The sequence below is a fragment of the Buchnera aphidicola (Aphis glycines) genome (genome assembly GCF_001280225.1).
In the GTDB taxonomy this organism is placed as follows: Bacteria; Pseudomonadota; Gammaproteobacteria; order Enterobacterales; family Enterobacteriaceae; genus Buchnera; species Buchnera aphidicola_E.
This window is the reverse complement of the sequence record NZ_CP009253.1, coordinates 488,333-512,425: the sequence shown is the minus strand read 5'-3', so window position 1 is coordinate 512,425 and position 24,093 is coordinate 488,333. Positions and strand designations below refer to the sequence as shown.

The following is a 24,093-nucleotide window of genomic DNA, read 5'->3' as shown; positions in this document are numbered from 1 at the left end:
ATAAAGCTAGAATTAAACTTTATTAAGATTTTTATTATTTATTCACCAGATGCTTTTTTTGATTTATTTTTTTCATATATTATTTTAGGTGATGATTTTGAGTGTATTACTGATTCGGTTATGAGTACTTTTTTTACATTTTTCATTGATGGTAATTCATACATGATATTTAATAGAACTTTTTCAATAATAGATCTCAATCCTCTTGCACCTGTTTTTTTTAACATTGCTTTTTTTGCAATAGCGTGAATTGATTTTTGATCGAATTCTAATTTTACTTTTTCTAAATTAAACAATGTTTGATATTGTTTGATTAAAGCATTTTTAGGTTTGCATAATATTTCAATAAGTGCATTTTCTGTTAATTCATTGACTATTGTAATAATAGGTAAACGTCCAATAAATTCAGGGATTAATCCAAATTTTATCAAGTCTTTTGGTTCGACTTGATTTAATAAGTCTTTTTCTGATTGTTTTTTATTTTGATTATTAATTTTTGCATTAAATCCAATTTCACTGCTTATATCAATTCTTTTCTCAATGATATTAGATAATCCTGAAAATGCTCCTGCACATATAAATAAAATATTTGAAGTATTGACTTGTAAAAATTCTTGTTGTGGGTGTTTACGACCACCTTGAGGCGGAATAGATGCTAAAGTTCCTTCTATGATTTTTAGTAAAGCTTGTTGAACCCCTTCTCCTGAAACATCTCTTGTTATTGAAGGATTGTCAGATTTTCTTGAAATTTTATCGATTTCATCTATATATATAATACCTAATTCTGCTTGTTTTACATTATATTTGCATTTTTGTAATAGTTTTTGTATAACATTTTCAACATCTTCTCCTACATATCCTGCTTCCGTTAAAGTTGTAGCATCAGCGATACTAAAAGGTACATTTAATAGTTTTGCTAATGTTTCAGCTAATAGTGTTTTTCCGCTTCCAGTAGGTCCAATTAATAAAATATTACTTTTACCAAGTTCAGTTTTTTCTTTAGTTTGATTTATATTTCTAATACGTTGGTAATGATTATAAACCGCAACAGATAAAACTTTTTTTGTATGATCTTGTCCTATTACATAATCATCAAGATGTTTTTTGATTTCATGTGGTGTGGGTAAATTTTTTAAATCGTTATTTTGAATATCTTTTAAAATTTTTGTTTCTTCAATAATATTACTGCATAATTTGATACATTCATTGCATATACATACTGATGGCCCAGCAATAAGTTTTTCGACTTCTTTTTGATTTTTTCCGCAAAAAGAGCAACAAAGTAATTTGTTAGAATCATCTTTACTCTTATCTGTCATATTTTAAACCTCTTTTTTGGTATTTGTTGATTTTTGAGTAAATAGATTCTATTTTATTTTTTTAATAAAAATACATTTTGTAAAAATTTTTTATTTTCGTGTATTTAAGATCAAGTCAATTAATCCATATTGAATACATTCATGAGCTGATAAAAAGCAATCTCTTTCTGTATCTTTATTTATTTTCTTAACAGGTTGACCAGTATGAAAAGAAAACAATTGATTTAATTGTTTTTTCATTCTTACTATTTCTTTTGCATGAATAGCAATATCTGATGCTTGCCCTTGAAATCCACCTAACGGTTGATGAATCATAATTCTAGAGTTAGGTAAAGAAGATCTTTTTCCCTTAGTTCCAGATGCTAGCAAAAAAGCAGCCATAGAAGATGCTTGACCAATGCAAATAGTTCTCACATCTGGATTAATAAATTGCATAGTATCATAAATAGACATGCCTGAAGTAATAATGCCACCTGGTGAGTTAATATACAAGAATATATCTTTTTCTGGATTTTCAGCTTCTAAAAAAAGCATTTGAGCTATAATAGCGCTTGCCATGTTATCTTCTATATTGCCACTCATAAAAATTATACGTTCTTTTAATAATCTTGAATATATATCATATGAACGTTCTCCTCTTGAATGTTGTTCAACTACCATTGGAATCAATATTGAATTAGACATTATTTAGTGTTCTCTTGATAAAAATTTATATTAACAATTAAAATATTAATTGTTTCATAATTGAAATATTTTTAAAAATATAATTCTTCGGAATAATTTAATTTATAACTTATAAATTCATTAAAAGTATAGTATTTTTCGATAATTTTAACTTTGTTTTTTAAAAAATTTATAGCTTCGTTTTCTAATTCTAAATTTTGTATAGCTTGTTTTAGTATTTTGTTTTTGTTATACAGGTTAATAATTTCTAATGGTTTTTTATATTTTAAAGATATTTCTTTGATTTTTGAATCGATTTTTTTTTCATCAATTAAAATTTTATTATCATTAATAATTTTTTCTAGAATTAACTTAGTAGATAATCTTTTTTGAGCTTGTAATTTAAGATTAATATGATATCTTTTGTCTAAAATATTTCCTTTTTTAGTTTTATATTCTTCAAGAAGTTTTCTATGTAAAGCGTTTTTCTCTTCCTGTAATAGAATAGGAGGTATTTTAATTGGATTATTTTTTAATATTTTATATATAATTTGATTTTTTAAATGATCTTTTTTGAATTGGTTTATATTTTGAATGATCGTATTTTTTATAGATTGAAAATTTAATTTAAAAAGTTTATCATTGTGAATATTTTTATCTACTTTTAATTCTTCTTCAATTTTTGTTATTTTAATTTTAAATGTTATATTATTGTTTTTAAGTACATTTTCTGGGTGTGATGAAGAAAAAAATATTTTAAAAAAAACAATATCGTTAATATAACGGTGCATTATTATGTTATTTAATTGATTTAACAAATCGTTTCTAAAAACAATAAATTGAATGTTTTGATTATTAAATTGATTTATTTTTCTGTTGTTTTTATAAATTGAATAATTAATTGTGACTCGATCATTAATTTTAATAGCTCTATTGACTTCACCCCAAATAATTGTTTTTTTTTCTATCGTGTTTTTTATATCTTCATCAGTGAGATTAACAATAATTTTTTCTACTTTGATTGAGTTTATTTTTGTTATTTCTACAGCAGGATAGACTTCATAAGTCACAGAATAATTAAAATTTGTATCTTTATCTTTTTTCTGGCCTATATAGTATTTAGGATAACCAATAATATTAATTTTTTCTTTGTTTAAAAATTCAAAAAAAAATTTTTGCATTAATTTGTTAAATACATCATAATAAACACTATTTCCATATTTTTGTTCTATTATTTTAATAGGAACTTTCCCTTTTCTAAAACCATTGAGTTTAGTATTTTGATTTATTTTATAAAACTCTTGAAAAACAGCATTTTCTATTATTATTTTGGGGATATTGATTGTAACACGATGACCTGCATCTTGCGTTTTTTCCAAAAGAAATTTCATCTTATTACCTTACATTTAAACTATTATTTATTAGTTAATTTTAGATATTTTATAAATTTTTTAATAGTTTTTAAATTGAATAAAATTTTTTCAGTATCTTTTATATGATAAATTTTTTAGTTTTTTATTTACACATTTTATAAAAATTAAAATTATTTTTTAGAATTCATCCAAAAATAGAATTATTTCTTATATTTATTATAATTTTTATTATGTTTTTTGATAGCATAGTAATGGGCTGTTTTCTTTATGTTTTTTAGACTTCCATTCATGTGCAGTATAAGTATACAATGTAATTGAGTATATATTTTTTTTATATATTTCGTATAATTTTTCAAATATCAAACGATGTCTATTAACTTTTTTTTTGTTATTAAAATCATCGCTAACAATAATTATTTTTAGATGTGTAAGAACATTTTCATTTTTTTTATGAAGACTACTATCATTATAGATTTTAATTTTTCTGATATTCATTTTTAATATTAAATAATTTTTTATTTTTTCTAAGCACATAATATTAATTTTATATCCTGATTGATTAATAAAAAATAGTTTAAAACAATTTTTTATATAAGATTTTATAAAATTATTTTAAGATACTTTTTAAATCAGTAATTCTGTTTAAATAATAAAATACTTCATAAAAACATATTTTTATTTTAAATTTTATCAATTTTTGATAAATAATTCAATTATTTCAAAAATTAATAGTTCTTTTGAAATATAAAATTTGTAATTAATTAAAAATAATTATCATAATTTTAATTAATAAATATTAAATTTAAGGTTTTCCAAAATGATATATAAAAATTTGAATAAATTTAAAATATTATTGTTGATTTCAAATGTCTTTATACTAAATGGTTGTAATAATATGCTATTAACTTCCCATGGAACAATTGCTAAACAAGAACATTCATTAATTTTAATATCATTTATAATGATGTTGTTTGTCATTGTTCCTGTATTTTTTATGACAATATACTTTTCAGTGAAATATCGAGCTTCTAATATCAATCAAATATATAAACCAGATTGTTCTGAATCTAAAATAATAGAAACAATAGTCTGGTTCATACCTGTTTTAATCATTTCTTTTTTAGCATATTTAACATGGAATTATTGTCACGTATTAGACCCTCAAAAATCTATAGTATCTAAATATAAACCTATCAAGATTAATGTTATTGCATTAGATTGGCGATGGCTTTTTATTTACCCGGATTATAATATAGCAAGTATTAATGAAATAGCATTTCCTGTAAATACCCCAGTTATTTTTAATATAACCTCTAATTCTGTTATGAATTCCTTTTTTATTCCATCTCTTGGCAGTCAAATATATGCTATGCCTGGAATGATAACAAAATTAAATTTAATTTCTAACGATTCAGGAAAATATAAAGGTATATCTTCAAATTATAGCGGTAAAGGTTTTTCTAATATGAAATTTACTGCAATATCATTACCAAATAAAAAAGTTTTTTTAAGTTGGATTAATAAAATACAAAAATCACCAAAACAATTAAATACTATAAAAATGTTTCAAAAAGTGTCTTTTCCTAATGAAAATCATTATGTAGAATATTTTTCTAACGTTGATCAAATGTTATTTAAGAGAATATTTTATTAATCATTAAAATGTATCTTTAATAAAAATGTAAATATAAAAATAATTATTTTATGTTTTCAGAGGAAGTTAAATATGTTTGGAAAACTCACATTAAACGCAATTCCATACAATGAACCTATTATAATGGTGACTTATACTTTTATTATATTAATTGGATTATTTTTAATTGCAGGTATTACTTATTATAAAAAATGGAAATATTTGTGGTGTGAATGGTTTACCACTGTTGATCATAAAAAAATAGCGATTATGTATGGAATATTAGCTTTTATTATGTTGTTCAGGGGTTTTATAGATGCAATATTAATGCGTGCTCAACAAGTCATTGCATCTTCGGGAAACCATAGTTTTTTACCTGCTCATCATTATGATCAAATATTTACAGCACACGGTGTTATAATGATTTTTTTTGTAGCAATGCCTCTTGTTATCGGGTTAATGAATTTAGTAGTACCATTACAAATTGGGGCTCGTGATGTAGCTTTTCCTTTTTTAAATAGTTTAAGTTTTTGGTTAAACGTAAGTAGTGCTGTTTTATTAACTATTTCTTTAGGCGTAGGTGAATTTGCACAAACTGGATGGTTAGCTTATCCACCCTTATCTGGTATTAAGTATAGCCCTGGAGTTGGAGTAGATTATTGGATTTGGAGTCTGCAAATTTCTGGCATTGGAACGACTTTAACAGGAATTAATTTTTTAGTAACTATTCTAAAAATGAGAGCACCTGGAATGAATTTCTTTAAAATGCCTGTATTTACTTGGACTTCTTTATGTACAAATATATTAATCACAATATCTTTTCCAGTGTTAACTATTACTCTTTTGTTATTAACACTAGATCGTTATTTTAATTTTCATTTTTTCACTAATGATCTTGGCGGGAATGCCATGATGTATGTGAATTTAATATGGATTTGGGGGCATCCAGAGGTGTATATTCTAGTTCTTCCAGTATTTGGTATATTTTCAGAAGTAGTAGCTACTTTTTCGAAAAAGTGTTTATTTGGATATGTTTCATTAGTATGGGCTACTTTAGCTATTACTATTTTATCCTTTATTGTTTGGTTACATCATTTTTTTACTATGGGTGCAGGTTCAAATGTGAATGCTTTTTTTGGCATCACTACTATGATTATAGCAATTCCTACTGGAGTAAAAATTTTTAATTGGTTGTTTACTATGTATCAAGGTCGTGTTTATATGCATTCTTCAATGTTATGGACGATTGGATTTTTATTAACTTTTTCGATTGGTGGAATGACTGGTGTATTATTATCTATACCACCAGCTGATTTTATTTTACATAATAGTGTATTTTTAGTAGCTCATTTTCACAATGTAATCATTGGCGGTGTTGTTTTTGGTTGTTTTGCTGGAATTAATTATTGGTTTCCAAAATTATTTGGTTTTGTTTTAAATGAAACTTGGGGTAAACGTGCATTTTGGTTTTGGATAATAGGTTTTTTTACTGCTTTTATGCCTTTGTATTTTTTAGGTTTTATGGGCATGACTCGTCGTTTAAGTCAAAATATTGATTCGGAATTTCATTTTTTATTATCTATTGCTGCTATTGGAGCTGTTTTTATTGGTATAGGTATAATTTGTCAAATAATACAATTTTTTCTTTCGATAAAAAATCGTCATGATAATTTAGATGTTAGCGGCGATCCATGGGATGGTAGAACTTTAGAATGGTCTACTTCTTCTCCCGCACCTTTTTATAATTTTGCTATTATTCCTCATGTTCAAAATAAAGATGATTTTTGGGTAACAAAAAAACAAAATAAAAGCATAAAAAATATTGAATATCATGAAATTCATATGCCGAAAAATACAAAATTAGGATTTTTTATTGGATTTTTATCTTTAATATTTGGTTTTTCTGCTGTTTGGCATATTTATTGGTTATGTCTATTGTCTTTTTTGATTATAATTTTGAGTTTAATTGTAAAAAGCATGAACGAAGATAATGAGTATATAGTTTCTATAGAAGAAATTAAAAAGATAGAAAATCAATTACCTTCAAATATAAATTAAGCAGGTTTAAAATGATAAAAAAAGTAAATAATCAAACATTATCCTCCTTATTTAATAAACAAAAATATATTGTAAAAAGTAATAAATTGCTTGGGTTATGGATATATTTAATGAGTGATTGCATTATGTTTTCTGTTTTATTTGCTGTATATGCAATTTTTTTTCATAATTTACCTGAAAAATTTATTAATCATAAAATTTTTAATTTATCTTCTGTTTTTTTTGAAACGTGTGTTTTATTAATAAGTTCATTAACATGTGCTATGTTAACTTTAGAAAAAAATAAAAAAAACATAAAAATAATTTATTTTTACTTGATGATTACTTTTTTTTTGGGTGTAATTTTTCTTGTAATGGAAATAAATGAGTTTCGTAATTTGTTTATAGAAAATTGCACGCCAAACAAACATGCTTTTTTTTCTATTTTTTTTACAATTTTAGGTGTTCATGGTATTCATATTATTTTCGGTTTAATTTTAATATTGTCTATTATTTATCAGATTTTTAAGCTCGGATTAACTGATACTATTACAGTTCGAATATTATGTTTTAGTTTATTTTGGCATTTTTTAGATATTATATGGGTTTGTATTTTTACTTTTATTTATTTAAATGGAGTCATTTAATGAGTCAATTTTTTCAAAAAAAGCATTGTTTTGATGAAAAAGTAAAATCTTATATATTTGGTTTTTTACTTTCTGTACTTTTCACTATAATTCCATTTTTTATTGAAAAAAATCATGTTTTTTCTTACAAAATTAGTCGATTCATTATTTTATTTTGTGCTTTTTTTCAGATTATCATACATTTTATATATTTTTTACATTTAAATAATATTTCGAAAAATAATTGGTATTTAATGTCTTTATTATTTGTTTTTATTATTGTGTTTATTGTTATTTCTGGATCTGTTTGGATTATGTTTAATTTACAGCATCATGCTATGGTGTAAAAATAATTTTATAATATACTTATTTTTTCATATGCTTAAATATTATTTAGAAATTATAAAACCTCGTATTGTTTTAGGTAATATAATTTTAATTATGGGTAGTTTTTTATTTACTTCACATTTATCTTTTAATTTTGTTTTATTTATATCTACTATTTCAGGGGCATCTTTAATTATTGCATCTAGTTGTGTTTTCAATAACTTGATTGATATAAAAATAGATTCCAAAATGTGTAGGACAAAAAATAGAGCTTTAGTAAAGAAATTAATTCGACCGATATCAGCTGGTATTTTTGGAGTTTGCATAGGTTTACTCGGTATTTTTATATTAGGTGCTTTAGTAAACTTTTTATCCATGTTCTTATCGATAATAGGATTTATTATTTACGTTTTTATTTATACATTCTTAAAAAGAACATCGATATATTCTACTTTTGTTGGAAGTTTTTCTGGATCAATTCCATCTTTAATCGGCTATGCTGCTGTTAATAATACTCTTGATTTATTTTCTTTATTTTTATTTTTTGTGTTTATATTTTGGCAAATGCCTCATTTTTATGCTATTTCTATTGTTTATATAGAAGATTACAAAAATGCAAATTTACGTTTTTTTTCTATAGAACGAGGTATTTTAAAAACAAAAAAACATATTTTTTATTATATAATATGTTTTACTATATCTAGTTTTATATTAACTTTTTTAGGTTATTTAAGTTATATTTTTCTTTGTTTAGTTTCTATTATAAATTTGTATTGGTTGTATATATCTTATATGAATATAAAAGAAAAAAATAATTTAAAATTATCTAGGAAAATATTTTTTCTATCTATTATAGTAGTTGTTGTTTTTAATTTTTTGATTGCGGTCGATTCTAAATTTTAATGTTTTTATAAGCATTTTGAAGGTTTCGGTATTCCGGCTATTTTACTAGCCTGTTTTGCTGGGCCTTTAGGAAATAATTTAAATAAATAAATGCTATAAATTTTTTTTCCTAGTTCTTTTTGAATTCCATTTATTAGCATTCGCATTGATGGTGCAATATTGTATGCAAAATAAAATTTTCTTATAAAATATATTATTTCCCAATGATTATCTGTAAGTGTAATGTTTTCTTTTTTTGCAATTTCTTCTGCTAAGTAAATATTCCAATCTTGATTATTTTTTAAATATCCTTCTGAATCTTTTTCTACTATTTCATAATTTAGATAATTTTTAGTATTTCTTATTAATAACATAATTTTTATAGTATAAAATTTTTTAAAAATATTGAGTTTAAGATGAAAAATTATAAAATGAATTTTTTTGAATTACAAGTCACGTTAAGTTTTTGTGTGATTTTTTTATTGCGTATGTTAGGTGTATTTTCTATTCTTCCAATATTAAGTAAGTATGGATTATATTTAAATGGTTCAAATAAATTTTTAATTGGATTATCTGTTAGTATTTATGCTTTTACTCAAATGATATTTCAAATTCCGTTTGGTTTTTTATCTGATAAATTTAACAGAAAAAAAATAATTATATTTGGTCTTTCTGTTTTTTTTGTCGGTAGTATCATAGCTGCAAATACAAATTCTATTTGGGGGTTGATAGTTGGAAGAGCAATACAAGGTTCTGGAGCTATTTCTGGTGTTTCTATGGCATTTTTATCTGATTTAATAAGAGAAGAAAATCGTATTAAATCTATTTCTGCTATCGGTGCAAGTTTTGCTGTTTCTTTTTTAATTTCAATTCTTTTTGGTTCATTGATTATTAAAAAGTTTAATTTTTCTTTTATTTTTTGGTTTTCTTCTATATTTTCAATTATTTGTATTTTAATTGTGCTCTTTATAATACCTTCTAATAAAAATAAAAATTCTCAAGAATATAAATCGAGGAAAAAAATACAATTGTTTTATTTTAAGGATATTAAATATTTATTTAATAAAAGTTTTTTCAGGTTTTATTTGAGTATATTTTTTTTGCATTTTTTATTAACAATGCATTTTTTGACTATACCTCATCAATTAGAGATGTCTGGTCTTCTATTAAATTACCATTGGATTGTTTACTTAACTACAATAGTTATTTCTTTCTTTATTTTATATTTTTTAATTTTTTATAGTAAGTGTTATGCTTATTTAAAAAATATTGTTGAAATATGTGTTTTTTTGATTTTTTTATCATCGTTATTTTTTTTGTTTTTATATAATCATTTAATATATTTAATATTGTCGTTACAAATATTTTTTATTGCCTTTAATGTATTAGAAGTATTTCTACCTTCGTTGTTAAGTAAAAAAATATCTGTCAGTAATAATCAAGCAAATGCTTATAAAGGAAGAATTATGAGTATTTATTCTACTAGTCAATATTTAGGGATATCGTTAGGTGGTATTTTAAGTGGATGGTTATATATTTTTTTAAATATTTCACAAATTTTTTTGTGTGAAGTTTTGTTAGTGTTTTTGTGGTTTATTTTGAATTGTTTTTGTAGAAAATAATATTTATATAGTATAATTAATAAAATTTTTATTTTATTTTTCATTTAACAGGTATTTGTATATGAATCCTTCTAATTTTTATGATTTTTATCAAAACCGAATAAATAAACAATTGCTTAATATGTTTAATACTTTACCTTTTCAAAATTCAATTCTTATAAAATCTATGAAATATGGAGCATTGATAGGTGGAAAGCGATTTCGTGCATGTCTAGTTTATATTTGTGGCGAGATGTTTAAAGTACATATCATTACATTAGATGCAATATCTATAGCTATTGAATTAATTCATTCGTATTCTTTAATTCATGACGATTTACCTTCTATTGATAATGATGCTTTCCGAAGGGGTAATATTTCTTGTCATGTTAAATATGGTGAAAGTTTTGCTATACTTTCCGGAGATGCGTTACAAAGTTTAGCATTTCATATTTTATCTACATACGTTATGCCTGGTGTTTCTGATAAAAAGCGAATAAATATTATTTCTGAATTATCTTATTCTATCGGATCTACTGGTATGTGTATTGGACAAGCATTAGATCTAGAAAAAGACATAAAACAATTAAATATGTGTGAATTAGATAAAATTAATTTATATAAAACTGCATTTTTAATTAGATCGTCTATGCGATTGCCATATTTATCTTCAAATTTTTTTTCTAAAAAAATTCTATCATTATTAGATCGTTTCGCGATTTGTATCGGTTTAGCTTTTCAAATTCAAGACGATATTTTTGATTTTAAACAAGATACTGAAAAATGTAAAAAAAATAAAAATATATATAATACATATCCAAATGTGATTGGAATACAACAATCTAAAAAAAAAATAAAAACGTTATATCAAGAAGCATTATCTATTTTAAAAATTTTAAAAAAAAAATCTTTTATTATCAATAAATTAGAATTATTAATAGATTTTATAATGCAACGTTCAAAATAAATTTAATAATGAGTTCATAATGAATTTTGATATTAAACAATATCCAACTTTATCTCTAGCTAATTCAGTTAAAAATTTAAGATGTTTATCGATTAAAAAACTGCCTCAATTGTGTTTTGAGTTACGAAAATATTTATTAGATGTAATTTTTTTCACTGAAGGTCATTGTGCATCTGGATTAGGTGTAGTTGAAATTACAGTTGCTTTGCATTATGTGTACAACACACCGTTTGATAATTTACTATGGGATATAGGTCATCAATCTTATCCTCATAAAATTTTAACCGGAAGAGCAAAAAATATAATGACTATTCGAAAAAAAAATGGATTACACCCATTTCCTTTTCGTAAAGAAAGTCAATATGATACTTTTGGAACAGGTCATTCTTCTACTTCAATTAGCGCAGGGCTAGGTTTGTCTGTTGCAGCTCAAAAAGAAGGAAGAAATAGAAAAACTATTTGCGTTATTGGGGACGGAGCAATAACTGCTGGTATGTCGTTTGAAGCCATGAACCATGCAGGTGAAATACAATCTGATTTACTAGTTATATTAAATGATAATAATATGTCTATTTCTAAAAACACAGGTGCATTAAAAAAACATTTAAAAATTTTAAAAAATGTTAAATGTAAGAACATATTAAAAAACTCGTTTTTTGAAAACTTGTCTTTTAAGTATTTAGGACCTTGTGACGGACATGACATCTTTAACTTAGTCCATTGTTTAAAAGATATAAAAAATCAAAAAGGTACTTATTTATTGCATACAATTACAAAAAAGGGAAAAGGTTATTTTCCAGCAGAATTAAATCCTATTAAATGGCATACATTTTCTAAAAGTACTTCTTTTACTAACAAAATTCCAACTTATTCAGAAGTATTTGGATCTTGGTTATGTGAAATAGCAAATATTGATAAGAAATTAATAGCTATTACGCCAGCTATGTGTGAAGGTTCAGGTATGTCTAATTTTTCTCGTTTATTTCCTAATCAATATTTTGATGTTGCTATTGCTGAACAGCATGCGGTTACTTTTGCAGCTGGTTTAGCTGCTGCAGGATATCATCCAGTCGTATCAATATATTCTACTTTTTTACAACGTTCTTATGATCAAATTATACACGATGTTGCATTACAAAAATTATCCGTTTTATTTGCAATTGATAGAGGGGGGATAGTAGAAAACGATGGACCAACGCATCAAGGTGCATTTGATTTAGCTTATTTAAGATGTATTCCTGGTATTATCATTATGACTCCGAGCAATGAAAACGAATGTAAACAAATGTTATATACTGCATATATGTATAAAAAAGGCCCTACTGTTGTAAGATATCCCAAAGGTAAAGGAATTGGCGAGCCGTTAATGCCGATGCATATGATATCACTAGGTAAATCTGTTTTAAAAAGAGTAGGTTATAAAATAGCTATTTTAAATTTTGGCACTTTGTTAAGATCTGCGATATCAGTAGCGAACAATTTAAATGCAACTTTGGTTGACATGCGATTTGTTAAGCCATTAGATAAAAAAATGATTATCAAATTATCTTCTCAACATCAATTTTTAGTTACTATTGAAGAAGGAATTATTTCTGGCGGAGCAGGCAGTTCAGTTAATGAATTTATCATGTTAAAAAAAATTTTAGTTCCAGTATTAAACATTGGTTTACCAGATACATTTATATCTCAAGGTAATCTAAAAGAAATTAGACATAATTATGAGCTAGATTCTGAAGGGATTGAAAAAAAAATCTTTTCTTGGATTTCATCATATTAACATGTAAATATATTTTTAATATACATTCTTTACTAAAGATTTTAAAAATTAAAAGTATTATTTTTTTTTACAATTTTTAATGCTGCTTTATCTAATACTCCGTTAATAAATTTATGACTATCTTCTGATCCAAATAATTTAGCTAACTCAATACCTTCATTGATAGAGACTTTATAAGGTATATCATGTCTCTTGTATAGTTCATAGAACGAAATTCTAAGAATTGCTTTTTCTATTTGTCCTAATTTTTTTAGTGAACGAGATAGATATGGTGCCATTAAACTATCTATTTTGACGCAATTGTTAGTTATTCCAAAAATTAAGTCATAAAAATATTTTAAATCAATATTTCTTTTGTTTTTTTCTTTTAAAAATTCTATTATATTGTCTTTAACATTGTTTTTAGAAATTTCCCAGGAATACAGAACTTGTAAAGCACAGGCACGAGCTTTTCTCCTAAAATATCGATTTATCATAAAGTTTACCTGATTTTTTTATTTTTGAGGTTTTAATATTAATCTTATATCTTGACCTATTTTTTTGAAATCTGAAAAATTCAATTTAATGCATTCAAATAATTTTAAATGATTTTTTAAAAAAAATAATGGTTTTGCTTCATGTCCTAATATTTTAGGTGCAATATACACAATAATTTCGTCTATTAATTTCATCTTTAATAAAGAACCAGACAAATTTCCACCAGCTTCTATCCATAAATTATTAATTTCTAAATTTCCTAGAAATTTCAATGCAGATATAATATTGATTTTTTTTTGATATGGTTTTATTATGATCTGTTTTATATTTTTTGGCCAAATTTCATTATCTGGTTTTAATCTTATTAATAAAATCTTTTCTTTTGTATTCATTATCGGATGAGTTTTTTTCATCCTGTTTTTACTATCTATAATTACTCTTATTGGATGAGTAAAATCTTGTTCAGGAAATTTAAATAGTGTTTTTTGATTCAATTCTTCTTTTCGTACTGTTAATTGAGCGTTATCACGTAAAATCGTTTTGCTACTACTTAAAATTGCTGAGCTTTTTGCACGAAACATTTGTACATCTTGACGTGATTCTTTAGAAGTAATCCATTTGCTTTCACCATTTTTCATTGCAATTCTTCCATCTAATGACATTGCTAATTTAACTTGAATTCATGGAAAACCAGTTTTCATACGTTTAAAAAAACCTTGATTATATTTTTTAGATTCTTTAGAAAGTAATCCTATTTCTACAGAAACATTATTTTTTCTAAGATATATAACACCTTTTCCAGATACTTGTGGATTAGGATCTAAATTAGAAATTATTACGTGTGTTATTCCCGCATTAATTATTGCATTGCAGCATGGAGGAGTTTTTCCAAAATGGTTGCATGGTTCTAATGTAATATATGCAGTTCCTCCCTTTGCTTTGTTCCCTGCCATATTCAATGCATTTACTTCAGCGTGATGATCTCCATATTTTTTATGCCATCCTTCTCCTACAATACAATTGTGATTCACAATCACACAGCCAACATTTGGATTTGGATGAGTTGTAAATACTCCTAATTTACTAAGTTGTATTGCTCTGTTCATATAAAAGATATTTTTCATATTTTTTAATTTTTTTTTAAATATTGTTTTCAATTAAAGTGATTAAAACCTATTTTTTTAAAATCAATTTTTTTATTATTTTTTGTTAAATTAAAACCTTTTTGTTTTGTAGTAATATATCCAATATGTTTACATTTAATTAAACTTTTTTTAATAGCTAATTTTAATTGTTTAATATTTTTTTTAGCTACTGTAAAACATAATTCATAGTCTTCCCCAAAGTGTAATGCCCAATTAAAACAATTGTTTTGTGTAAAATTGTTTATTAATTTTTTTGAAATAGGTAATTGATTTAGTTCAATGTTAGCTCCGCATTGACTGCTTTCTAGTATATGTCCTAAATCAGAAATTAATCCATCTGATATATCTATAGCCGAATTAGCAAAATTTTTGATTGTTATACCTTCAGCAACTCTTGGAGTAGGATGAAGATGTTTATGAATTAAAAAATTGCGTGTTTTTATATTTATAATATAATTTTTTTTTTGAAGTAAAAAAAAACCAGCTGCACTCTCGCCAAGCGATCCTGTAATGTATATTAAATCCCCTTCTTTAGCATGCTCTCTTAATAACGTCTTTTTTCCTTTTATTAACCCATAGGTACTTAATGTAATACTTAAAGACCCGCGATTAGTATCTCCACCTATAAGTGTGACTTGATACTGATTTAAAACTTTAAAAAAATTATCACTAAAACGTTTTAACCATTGAAAATTTAATTTAGGCATAGTAATGGATAATATTACCCATTTAGGCAGTGCACCCATAGCTGCTAGATCACTCAGATTTACAGCAATTGTTTTATATGCTAAATGTTTCGGATCTATATTTTTAAAAAAATGCGTTCCTTCTACTAATGTATCAGTGCTAATTGCTAAAATGCTATTTTTTGGCATTTTAACTAATGCACAATCATCTCCGATTCCTTTAATAAGATTTTTTTCTTTTTTTTGAAACTTATTGAAAAAATTAGAAATAATTTCAAACTCGTTATATTTCATGATTTAATCATTTTTTCTTTTAATTTGCTTATTATATTAATCATTTCTAATGCTGCTAATGCAGCTTCAGATCCCTTATTACCCATTTTTAAACCTGATCTTTCAATAGATTGTTCTAAATTATTTGCAGTTAATATCCCTAATGTGATGGGAATAAGGTATTTAATACTAATTTTTGAAAGATTATTGTACACGTTACTTGAAATATATTTAAAATGATCTGTACTACCTTTTATAATAGTTCCTATTGTAATAATAGCATCATATTTTTTATTTTTTGCGATATATTTTGCTATTAGCGGTATTTCATAAGCTCCAGGGACATATATTTTAAAAATTTTATCTTCTTTTATTTGACCTATTCTCGTTAAAGTGTCTAGCGCTCCAAACAATAAATTATTATTGACAAATTGATTGAATCTGGAAATAATTACTGCAATTGATGCTGTTTGATTTGTAATTCCTGATTGAATAATTTTCATTTTTTTTAATATTCAGTTATTTTTAAGGTTTTTATTAGTATGTAATCGATTTTATAGTAGCAATAAAAATGTTCTTGACATATCTAATTGTTTATAGATTTTTTTAGGTAACAAGATATTTATTTAATTGTTATTTGTATATCTAATTCAAATAATAATTATATTTATTTAATAAAAAAATATTTTTATTAAGTAAAAAGATGTATTGATTTGAATTATAGATTTTTTTAGTTATTAATCATTTTTAATTAATGGTTATAAAACTAAATTTAAATAATTTTTTAATTACTAAATTTTTATTTTTTTTTGAATTAGTTTTAATATATGTTATAAAAAAATTTTTTATTCGTTTTTCACTTGATTTCCTTTCAAAATTTATACCTTTATATAAAGATTATTTTCTTATGAGATAAAAATTTATTGAATTTTTTTAAATCTATAATTATATTTTTGAAGTTTCATGATAAGATTATTTAGTAAAAATTTTGCTATTAATTAGAATATATTTTTTTAAATATTGTGTATTTATGGTTTCTCATTAAACATAATTCTTTTAAAATAGAGATTTTTTAATATATTAAATGCAATTACTTTTCGGTTGTATTCGTTTTTTCCAATATATAATATTACAAAATTTATACGATTTTTTATAATCAATATTTTAATGTTAAATATATTATTTTCATTATTTTTTTAAAACAAAATTTTTTATATTTTATAATTATATGATAAAATCTTAATAATGAAATAGTTTATTTTAACATTTATTTTTTTATTTGAGTGAAATTTTTAATTTTCTAATCAAATTAATTTTAACTTAGACTACAATTATTACATTAAATAAAAAATGTAAGTATCATATAAAACTGTTTTTTTATATTTTTAGTTTTAAATGTATCTGAAATTGATTATATCAAGATTTTTACTTTGATCATGATAATAAAATCATACATTTAAAAAAATAAAAATGTTTTAAAAAAAGGTTGTGTTTTTTTATTAAAGATGTATAATTTATTTAATAAAGCGGGGTGGAGCAGTCTGGTAGCTCGTCGGGCTCATAACCCGAAGGTCGTTGGTTCAAATCCATCCCCCGCAACCAAAATAAAACCTATCTTTAAAAAATCTTCCAAATTTATCATACTTTATATCATTTTAGATGATACAATGTGTATTTTTAAAAATTAAAAAATTTTATTTATGAGTATGTTGAATTCATTTCCCCTATAATTTTTAGTTTGCTTTGTTTAAAACAAAATAAACCTTAGTATACTTAAAAATAATATATATATTCAAATGAAAAAGTAAGAAAATTATCATGAAAGAGCGTACTACTAAATTAGTTCAGGGTTTTCGCCATAGCGTTCCTTATATTAATGCTCATCGCGGCAAAACATTTGTAATTATGTTAAGTGGTGAAGCAATTAAATATGGGAATTTTTCTGGTATTATTAATGATATTGGTTTGTTACATAGCCTAGGTATAAAATTAATAGTAGTATATGGAGCATGTCCTCAAATTAACTTAAGTTTGAACGAAAAAAAGATAAAAATAAAATATCACAAATATATACGTGTTACTAATTTGTTATGCTTAGAACAAGTCAAACAAATAGCAGGAAAATTACAACTCGATATCACCGCTCGTCTTTCAATGGGTTTAAGCAATACTCCATTACAAGGTGCAAATATTAACGTTGTAAGTGGAAATTTTATTATTGCACAACCCTTAGGTGTTGATGAAGGTATAGATTATATTCACACTGGTCGAATTAGAAGAATCGATAAAAAAGCTATTGATTGTCAATTAAAAAATGGAGCTATAGTCTTAATTGGACCTGTTGCCGTTTCTGTTACAGGAGAAAGTTTTAATTTAAATTCTGAAGATATTGCTACACAAGTCAGTATTCAATTAAATGCGAAAAAAATGATAGGATTTTGTAGTAATCAAGGTGTTCTTAATGAACAAGGTGAAACTATTTCAGAATTATTACCTAATGATATAAATATTAAAATTAAAGAGTTAGAAAAAGATAAAGATTACATTTCTTCAACAGTGCGTTTCTTAAAAGGATCTATAAAAGCTTGTAGTAATGGTGTTAATAGAATTCATTTAATTAGTTACCATAAAGATGGAGCTTTATTACAGGAGTTATTTTCTCGTGATGGAATTGGAACGCAGATGGTTATGGAATCTGCCGAAAAAATTAGACAAGCTAATATCCATGATATTAGAGGGATTTTAGAGTTAATTCGGCCTTTAGAGAAACAGGGGGTTTTAGTTCGTAGATCAAGAGAACAATTAGAGATAGAAATAGATAAATTTACAATAATTGAACGTGATAACCTCACTATTGCATGTGCTGCATTATATCCCTTTTTTAAAGAAAGTTTAGGAGAAATGGCCTGTGTAGCAGTTCATCCTGATTATCGAAATTCTTCTAGAGGTGATTGGTTGCTGCAAGCCATTAAATTACACGCTAAAAAAATCAATCTAAAAAAAATATTTGTATTAACTACACACAGTATTCATTGGTTTCAAGAAAGAGGTTTTATTATTGTGAATATTGACATGCTTCCTGAGAGTAAGAAAAAAATATATAATTATCAACGTTGTTCTAAAATTTTAATGATAGATTTATTTTAATATATTGAAAATCGTTGTTTTTCTATAGTGGTAGTAAATATTTTTTTATTCGAAAAAATACTTAATGTTTTTCGAGATCGTGTAATTGCTGTGTATAAAATCTCTTTATTTAATATTTCTAATTGTTTATCTGGAAGTATTAGTGTTATATGATCAAATTCAGAACCTTGAGATTTATGAACAGTGATACACCAAGCGGTTTCGTAATCTTCTAATAAATCAGCTGGAACGTATTGGATAATATTATTATTTTTTAAAAAGCATACTTGTAACTTGTTGTAATCATCTAAATTAGTAATTCCTATTTCGCCATTAGATAAATTTAGATATTTATTATTTTTTTTTATAATAATAGGTTTTCCTACATACCATATTTGATTGTTAATATGAAAGTATTTTTTAATAATATTATTGTTATACATTGTTTTTTCTAAAATTGTATTTATACTATTTGTTCCGTATATACCCTGCTTAACAACACATAATATCTGATATTTTTGAAATGTTTTTATAACATCTTTTATTTGTCTTTTTTGATTGATTTTATTCCAATATTCTGCATAATAAAAAATAATTTTTTTTATCATTGTTTTATATTTATCTACACAATTAGTTTCATAAAAAAAAATATTTTTTATTAAATTATTAAATAATTTGGTAAAAATTTCTTTTTTGTTTTCATTAATTCCGTTAGCTAATACATGAATTTCTGGATTGTTTTTAAATCTATAATTTTTTTTTAAAATACATATTTTATCACTTATCAAACAAGTATTATTTGTGTTTTTTTTATGATATAAATTTGTATATTGTTTAATTTTTTTTAAAATCGATATCATTTTTAAACTGTAACCATTATTGGCATAACTATAAATTTTTTTCAAGATAGAACCTATCCCTATTGGTGATAATTGATGTGGGTCTCCAATAAAAATAATTTTGGTATTGTTTTTGATAGAAGATAAAATTCTATTCATCATTAACACATCTATCATAGAAGTTTCATCAATAATTAAAACATCTATATTTAAAAGATTTTTTTCGTTGACAGAAGCTTTATCAGATGTTTTCGATATTCCTAATAATTTATGAATGGTAACAGGTTTTAATAAAAACTGTTTTTTTTCTTCTGTAGATAAATATACATTCAATATTTTGCTAGAATTTAATACCTCAATTAATCGCGATGTAGCTTTTCCTGTTGGAGCTGATAATTGTATGATAATGTTTTTTTTTGCATATTTTATCAATGCAATGATGATTTTTATTATTGTAGTAGTTTTTCCAGTTCCAGGACCTCCTAAGATAAAAGTGATTGGATGTATTAAACTTAATACTACAGCTACTTTTTGAGCGTTATATTCTTTTTTAGGAAACAATTCGTTCAAAAATTTAAAATTGTTCAAATCAAATTGATTATATATATTTTTTCGATATAAAAATTTTAAAATATTTTTTTTAGATTTCCATATTTTATAAAGATAAATTTTGTTTTCAATGAATACTAAAGGAGTTATAGTTTTCCCGTTACTAAAAGCGTGATGTTGTGATAATTCTAATAACCAGTTTACTTCTTTTATGTTTAAAATACATAATATTTTGTCAATAATTTTTTTATTTCGAATAGAAAAAAAATTGTTTTTTTTAAAATATTTAATTGGTAAAAAAAGATAACCATTATTACTTTCAAAACTAATACATGCTGCTATAAGCATAATAATATTGTTTTTTTTAGATATAAATTGAGAAAAAATAAAATCAATTGTGCGTATAATTTGTTGTTTCACTAAGTTTTTTAATAATTTTTTCATTTCAATAATATTGTTTAATTTTTTATAAAAAATAAATTAATTAATTTTTTAATTAACAAATAATCTGGTATGATGTAAAAAATACTATTATTATTTCTTGTTGATTCTATGCCTCTTAAAAACATATAAAATATTCCACCAAAATTCTTTTCATATTTATATTTTTTTACTTTTTTATTTAAATATTGATGTAATGCAACTGTATATATTTGATATTGTAAATCGTATCGATTCTTAATTATTTCTTTTTTTATGTTGTCTAAAGAATATGAATTTGTATTATCACCTAAATAATTAGATTTATAGTCTATTATGTAGTATCGTTTTTTCCATAAGAATACTAAATCAATAGAACCTTTCAAAATCCCAGTAACTGGATCAAAAGAAATTTTTGGAGCAAAAGAAGAAATTGAATCATAAGATTGAATGATTCTATTAAAACTATTGCTATATAATATTTTTTGTATCGGTAAAAAAAATTTCATCTCTTTTATATGTTGGTGTTTTTCTAACATAGATAAATTAAATTTTATATTTTTTAATTCTGTGTGAATAATATTATTTACCCAAGAAATTAATATTGGAGCCCATTTTTCAGACAATTTATATTTGTTTAAAGATTTGTAAAAAAAATCAATATTTAATTTTTCTGAAAAATTAATTTTATTTAATATATAGTGTATAAGAGTTCCTGTTGTCTTGCCTCTTGGAAAATTTTCAAAAATTATCTTTTCTTGATTATTTTTTTTTTGATGTAAAATATAGTTTATATTATGGTTAAATTGATTTTTTTTAATAAAAATATTTTCTTTTTTTAACTGCGTAAAACTAGTAATTTTAAAGTAATTTTCTGTTTTTTTTGTTAAATATTTTGGTGGAGATAATAAATAAACATCTTTTTTTTCATCAGGAAGTTTAATGTTCATTGTATCAAATCTAATTGATACATATGACTTCATACTTAACGAATAAATTTCTTTGATTAAATTATTATAATCCATGTAGTGCCCACGTTGTATAATATATCCTAAAGCACTTTTATGATTATTATTTTTTTTTTGATTTTTTTTGTTAATAATATCTCCTATTCCTAAACTACAATGATAAATAGTTCTCGTCATAGCAACGTATAATAAACGTAAATCTTCTGATAACCGTTCTTCTTCTATTATTTTTTCAGTTTCTTTGTTCTGGTCTAAATCAAAAAAAATTTTTAAATTTTTTTTATTATGATATAAATATAATTTTGATTTTTTATAAGTTATAGCAAAAGGAATCCAAACTATAGGGTATTCCAATCCTTTAGATTTGTGTATTGTAATAATTTTTATTGATTTAGATTGATTAAAATATCGAATAAACTCGTTTTCTAATATATTTTTTTTGTCTGATATTTTTGTTTCAAACCATCTTAGTAAAGACGACTCTTTATCAAGATATTCTGATTTTTCTTCTAATAATTCTGCTATATGTAAAAAATTTATGTTTTTTTGATAATATTGATATTTGTCTAAATTATTAGAATGTTTTTGATAATCTAATATTATGGTTTTGATAGTATAAACAATCCCTATATTTTTCCACATTATACGATATTTATTTAATTTGTTCATTATGAAATATAATGTTTCTGTATTTTTTTGTTTATTTCCTTCTAATAAAATTTCATAAAAAATATGTGTAAAAATAGATTTTTTTAATAGTTCTATCTGAGTTGGGTGTAAAATAGTTTGAAGTATTAAAAGTAATTCATAAGCATCGCTAGTATGAAATATACTTTGAGCAGAAGAAGAATAAATAGATTGAATATTAACTTTTTCTAATGCATTTTTAATGATATCTGCTTCGTTTTTATTTCTTACCAAGATAACAATATCACTTTCTTTTAAAACTTTTTCTCGATTTTTATTGATTAATATTGCTTCGCTTTGACGGGCACAAACTAACCAATAACAAATTTCATTTGCACATTGTTGCGCGATCCATTCTTGATAATCTTCAATATATATTTTTTCTTTCGTTTTAAAGAAAAAACTAATAGATTTTTGAATTTTTCCTCGTATTTTAAATTGTATTTTTTTATTATGTGATGATGAAAAAATTTTTTCGTATACAATATCTTCATAAAAAAATGGATTATTATTTCGTGAAAATAAATCATTGATACCTTGACAGATATTTATTGAAGATCTCCAATTAGTATCAAGATAATAATATTCTGTAATTTTAGATTTTGCATCTAAATAAGAAAAAATATCTGCTCCTCTAAAACTATATATTGATTGTTTTGGATCTCCTATAAGAAATAATGCTGTTTTTTTGTTTTTTATATTATTATATAAAATATTAAAAATTTTATACTGTTGAATATTAGTATCTTGGAATTCATCAATAAACGCTACAGGATATTTTTGAATGATAGATTTTTTTAAATTTTTATCTTTTTGAATATATTTTAAAAAATTATCTAATAAATCGTTAAATCCTAACAAACATTTTTTCTTTTTTTCTTTTTGTACGAGTTTAGTTATTGTTTTTATAGCTTTAAACAAAATAACATCTTTTAAAGAGATTTTTTTTTGTATTATCTCTTCAATATCTTTGAAAAATGTATGGTATGGAATTTGATCATTTTTTATATTTTTTTTTATTATTTCTTGTGAAAAATATTTTAGTTGAACTGGTCTTTGATAATTTTCAGTTTTTGATTTTGCCCATATTGTAATATTTTCTTTCCACCTAGTTATGTTAGATGTATTGTATATTTTTTTATTAATTTTTAATTCTTTAATAATATTTATAATACTTAGATTATAATCCAACCATTTTTTTTTAAAAGTATTTATAATTTTAATGTTTTTTTTATGACACGTAATAAAATCTTGATTTTTATTAATTTTTTTTTTGAAATGCACTTTATTAAAATTAAATATTGATTTTATTTCAGATAAAAGAGATTCTGGATTCTTGTAGTCTTGTAAAATAATTTTAATTATATCTTTTGGTAACTCATAAAAATGAGTTCTCCAAAAATCTTCTATGGCTTGTAAATATAATGATGTTTCATCTTCAATTATTTTTTCATTTATATTCAAAAAGTTTAATTGCAAAATATCTCTACAAAATCCGTGTATTGTATAAATAGCAACTTTATTTATATCACGTTTAGCTCGATTTAAAATATATATAGCTTTTTTTAGATTTTTTATTTTTTTTAAAAATGGTTTTAAAATTAAATTACTGGTATTTTTATTGATACAACATAAATATAATGTTTCGATATTTTTTTTAATTCTTTTATATATTTCGTTTTTTGCAGAATTAGTAAACGTCACTATTAATATTTCTT

At 23.4% G+C, this 24,093-nt stretch carries 19 protein-coding genes, 1 tRNA gene and 1 pseudogene; 10 read left to right on the top strand and 11 right to left on the bottom strand.

Annotation, left to right across the window (positions count from 1 at the left end; all coding sequences use genetic code 11):
• Nucleotides 1-38: 38 nt before the first annotated feature.
• The 4 genes from clpX to IX46_RS02350 form a co-directional block, all read right to left on the bottom strand.
• The gene (gene clpX, locus IX46_RS02365) at nucleotides 39-1,319 is read right to left on the bottom strand and encodes an ATP-dependent Clp protease ATP-binding subunit ClpX (RefSeq protein WP_053940400.1); all 1,281 of its coding nucleotides are present in this window, start codon (nucleotides 1,317-1,319) and stop codon (nucleotides 39-41) included.
• A gap of 90 nt (nucleotides 1,320-1,409) precedes the next feature.
• Nucleotides 1,410-2,003: an ATP-dependent Clp endopeptidase proteolytic subunit ClpP gene (gene clpP, locus IX46_RS02360; protein WP_053940399.1), complete on the bottom strand. Its 594-nt coding sequence runs from the start codon at nucleotides 2,001-2,003 to the stop codon at nucleotides 1,410-1,412.
• 71 nt (nucleotides 2,004-2,074) lie between these two features.
• Nucleotides 2,075-3,373, bottom strand: coding sequence for a trigger factor (gene tig / locus IX46_RS02355; RefSeq protein WP_053940398.1), 1,299 nt, complete (start codon nucleotides 3,371-3,373; stop codon nucleotides 2,075-2,077).
• A gap of 210 nt (nucleotides 3,374-3,583) precedes the next feature.
• Nucleotides 3,584-3,889, bottom strand: coding sequence for a BolA family protein (locus IX46_RS02350; RefSeq protein ID WP_053940397.1), 306 nt, complete (start codon nucleotides 3,887-3,889; stop codon nucleotides 3,584-3,586).
• Nucleotides 3,890-4,172: 283 nt separating this feature from the next.
• On the opposite strand from IX46_RS02350, the gene cyoA reads away from it, so the two are divergent.
• The 5 genes from cyoA (at nucleotide 4,173) to cyoE (ending at nucleotide 8,881) form a co-directional block, all read left to right on the top strand.
• Complete coding sequence (cyoA, locus tag IX46_RS02345) at nucleotides 4,173-5,009, top strand: ubiquinol oxidase subunit II (RefSeq protein WP_053940396.1); 837 nt, start codon at nucleotides 4,173-4,175, stop codon at nucleotides 5,007-5,009.
• Nucleotides 5,010-5,081: 72 nt separating this feature from the next.
• Complete coding sequence (gene cyoB / locus IX46_RS02340; RefSeq protein ID WP_053940395.1) at nucleotides 5,082-7,046, top strand: cytochrome o ubiquinol oxidase subunit I; 1,965 nt, start codon at nucleotides 5,082-5,084, stop codon at nucleotides 7,044-7,046.
• An 11-nt stretch (nucleotides 7,047-7,057) separates the two neighbouring features.
• Complete coding sequence (gene cyoC, locus IX46_RS02335; RefSeq protein ID WP_053940394.1) at nucleotides 7,058-7,672, top strand: cytochrome o ubiquinol oxidase subunit III; 615 nt, start codon at nucleotides 7,058-7,060, stop codon at nucleotides 7,670-7,672.
• Entirely contained in the window at nucleotides 7,672-7,998 is a 327-nt protein-coding gene (cyoD, locus tag IX46_RS02330; RefSeq protein ID WP_053940393.1) for a cytochrome o ubiquinol oxidase subunit IV, read from the top strand. The genes cyoC and cyoD overlap by 1 nt, the downstream gene beginning before the upstream one ends.
• 31 nt (nucleotides 7,999-8,029) lie before the next feature.
• Nucleotides 8,030-8,881: a heme o synthase gene (cyoE, locus tag IX46_RS02325; protein ID WP_053940547.1), complete on the top strand. Its 852-nt coding sequence runs from the start codon at nucleotides 8,030-8,032 to the stop codon at nucleotides 8,879-8,881.
• A 5-nt stretch (nucleotides 8,882-8,886) separates the two neighbouring features.
• Here cyoE and IX46_RS02320 read toward each other — a convergent pair whose 3' ends face one another.
• The gene (locus tag IX46_RS02320; RefSeq protein WP_053940392.1) at nucleotides 8,887-9,234 is read right to left on the bottom strand and encodes a TusE/DsrC/DsvC family sulfur relay protein; all 348 of its coding nucleotides are present in this window, start codon (nucleotides 9,232-9,234) and stop codon (nucleotides 8,887-8,889) included.
• A gap of 42 nt (nucleotides 9,235-9,276) precedes the next feature.
• Here IX46_RS02320 and IX46_RS02315 point away from each other — a divergent pair, with 42 nt between their 5' ends.
• From IX46_RS02315 to dxs, 3 genes are all read left to right on the top strand, one after another.
• Nucleotides 9,277-10,482: an MFS transporter gene (locus IX46_RS02315; protein ID WP_238967839.1), complete on the top strand. Its 1,206-nt coding sequence runs from the start codon at nucleotides 9,277-9,279 to the stop codon at nucleotides 10,480-10,482.
• 61 nt (nucleotides 10,483-10,543) lie between these two features.
• Complete coding sequence (locus IX46_RS02310) at nucleotides 10,544-11,428, top strand: polyprenyl synthetase family protein (protein WP_053940391.1); 885 nt, start codon at nucleotides 10,544-10,546, stop codon at nucleotides 11,426-11,428.
• A 19-nt stretch (nucleotides 11,429-11,447) separates the two neighbouring features.
• Nucleotides 11,448-13,205 (top strand): 1-deoxy-D-xylulose-5-phosphate synthase, encoded by a 1,758-nt coding sequence (gene dxs, locus IX46_RS02305; RefSeq protein WP_053940390.1) that lies wholly within the window; start codon nucleotides 11,448-11,450, stop codon nucleotides 13,203-13,205.
• Nucleotides 13,206-13,246: 41 nt separating this feature from the next.
• Here dxs and nusB read toward each other — a convergent pair whose 3' ends face one another.
• The 4 genes and pseudogenes from nusB to ribH form a co-directional block, all read right to left on the bottom strand.
• The gene (nusB, locus tag IX46_RS02300) at nucleotides 13,247-13,681 is read right to left on the bottom strand and encodes a transcription antitermination factor NusB (protein ID WP_053940389.1); all 435 of its coding nucleotides are present in this window, start codon (nucleotides 13,679-13,681) and stop codon (nucleotides 13,247-13,249) included.
• 18 nt (nucleotides 13,682-13,699) lie between these two features.
• Nucleotides 13,700-14,788 (bottom strand): annotated as a pseudogene (gene ribD, locus IX46_RS03230) (bifunctional diaminohydroxyphosphoribosylaminopyrimidine deaminase/5-amino-6-(5-phosphoribosylamino)uracil reductase RibD).
• Between the two features lie 47 nt (nucleotides 14,789-14,835).
• Nucleotides 14,836-15,807: a thiamine-phosphate kinase gene (gene thiL / locus IX46_RS02285; protein ID WP_053940388.1), complete on the bottom strand. Its 972-nt coding sequence runs from the start codon at nucleotides 15,805-15,807 to the stop codon at nucleotides 14,836-14,838.
• Nucleotides 15,804-16,289 carry a 6,7-dimethyl-8-ribityllumazine synthase gene (ribH, locus tag IX46_RS02280; RefSeq protein WP_053940387.1) on the bottom strand — a complete coding sequence of 162 codons (486 nt, stop codon included), beginning with the start codon at nucleotides 16,287-16,289 and terminating at the stop codon, nucleotides 15,804-15,806. Before ribH ends, thiL begins: the two co-directional genes overlap by 4 nt.
• 1,022 nt (nucleotides 16,290-17,311) lie before the next feature.
• On the opposite strand from ribH, the gene IX46_RS02275 reads away from it, so the two are divergent.
• Together IX46_RS02275 and argA are read left to right on the top strand one after the other, a co-directional pair.
• Nucleotides 17,312-17,388 (top strand) — tRNA-Met (locus IX46_RS02275).
• A gap of 216 nt (nucleotides 17,389-17,604) precedes the next feature.
• Nucleotides 17,605-18,933, top strand: coding sequence for an amino-acid N-acetyltransferase (gene argA, locus IX46_RS02270; protein WP_053940386.1), 1,329 nt, complete (start codon nucleotides 17,605-17,607; stop codon nucleotides 18,931-18,933).
• On the opposite strand, the gene recD is transcribed toward argA, so the two are convergent.
• On the bottom strand, nucleotides 18,930-20,744 hold the full coding sequence (gene recD / locus IX46_RS02265) for an exodeoxyribonuclease V subunit alpha (protein ID WP_053940385.1): 1,815 nt from the start codon (nucleotides 20,742-20,744) through the stop codon (nucleotides 18,930-18,932). The two genes, argA and recD, sit on opposite strands and share 4 nt — an antisense overlap.
• 14 nt (nucleotides 20,745-20,758) lie before the next feature.
• Nucleotides 20,759-24,079, bottom strand: a complete 3,321-nt coding sequence (gene recB, locus IX46_RS02260; RefSeq protein ID WP_275226097.1) for an exodeoxyribonuclease V subunit beta — start codon at nucleotides 24,077-24,079, stop codon at nucleotides 20,759-20,761.
• Between the last annotated feature and the right edge of the window lie 14 nt (nucleotides 24,080-24,093).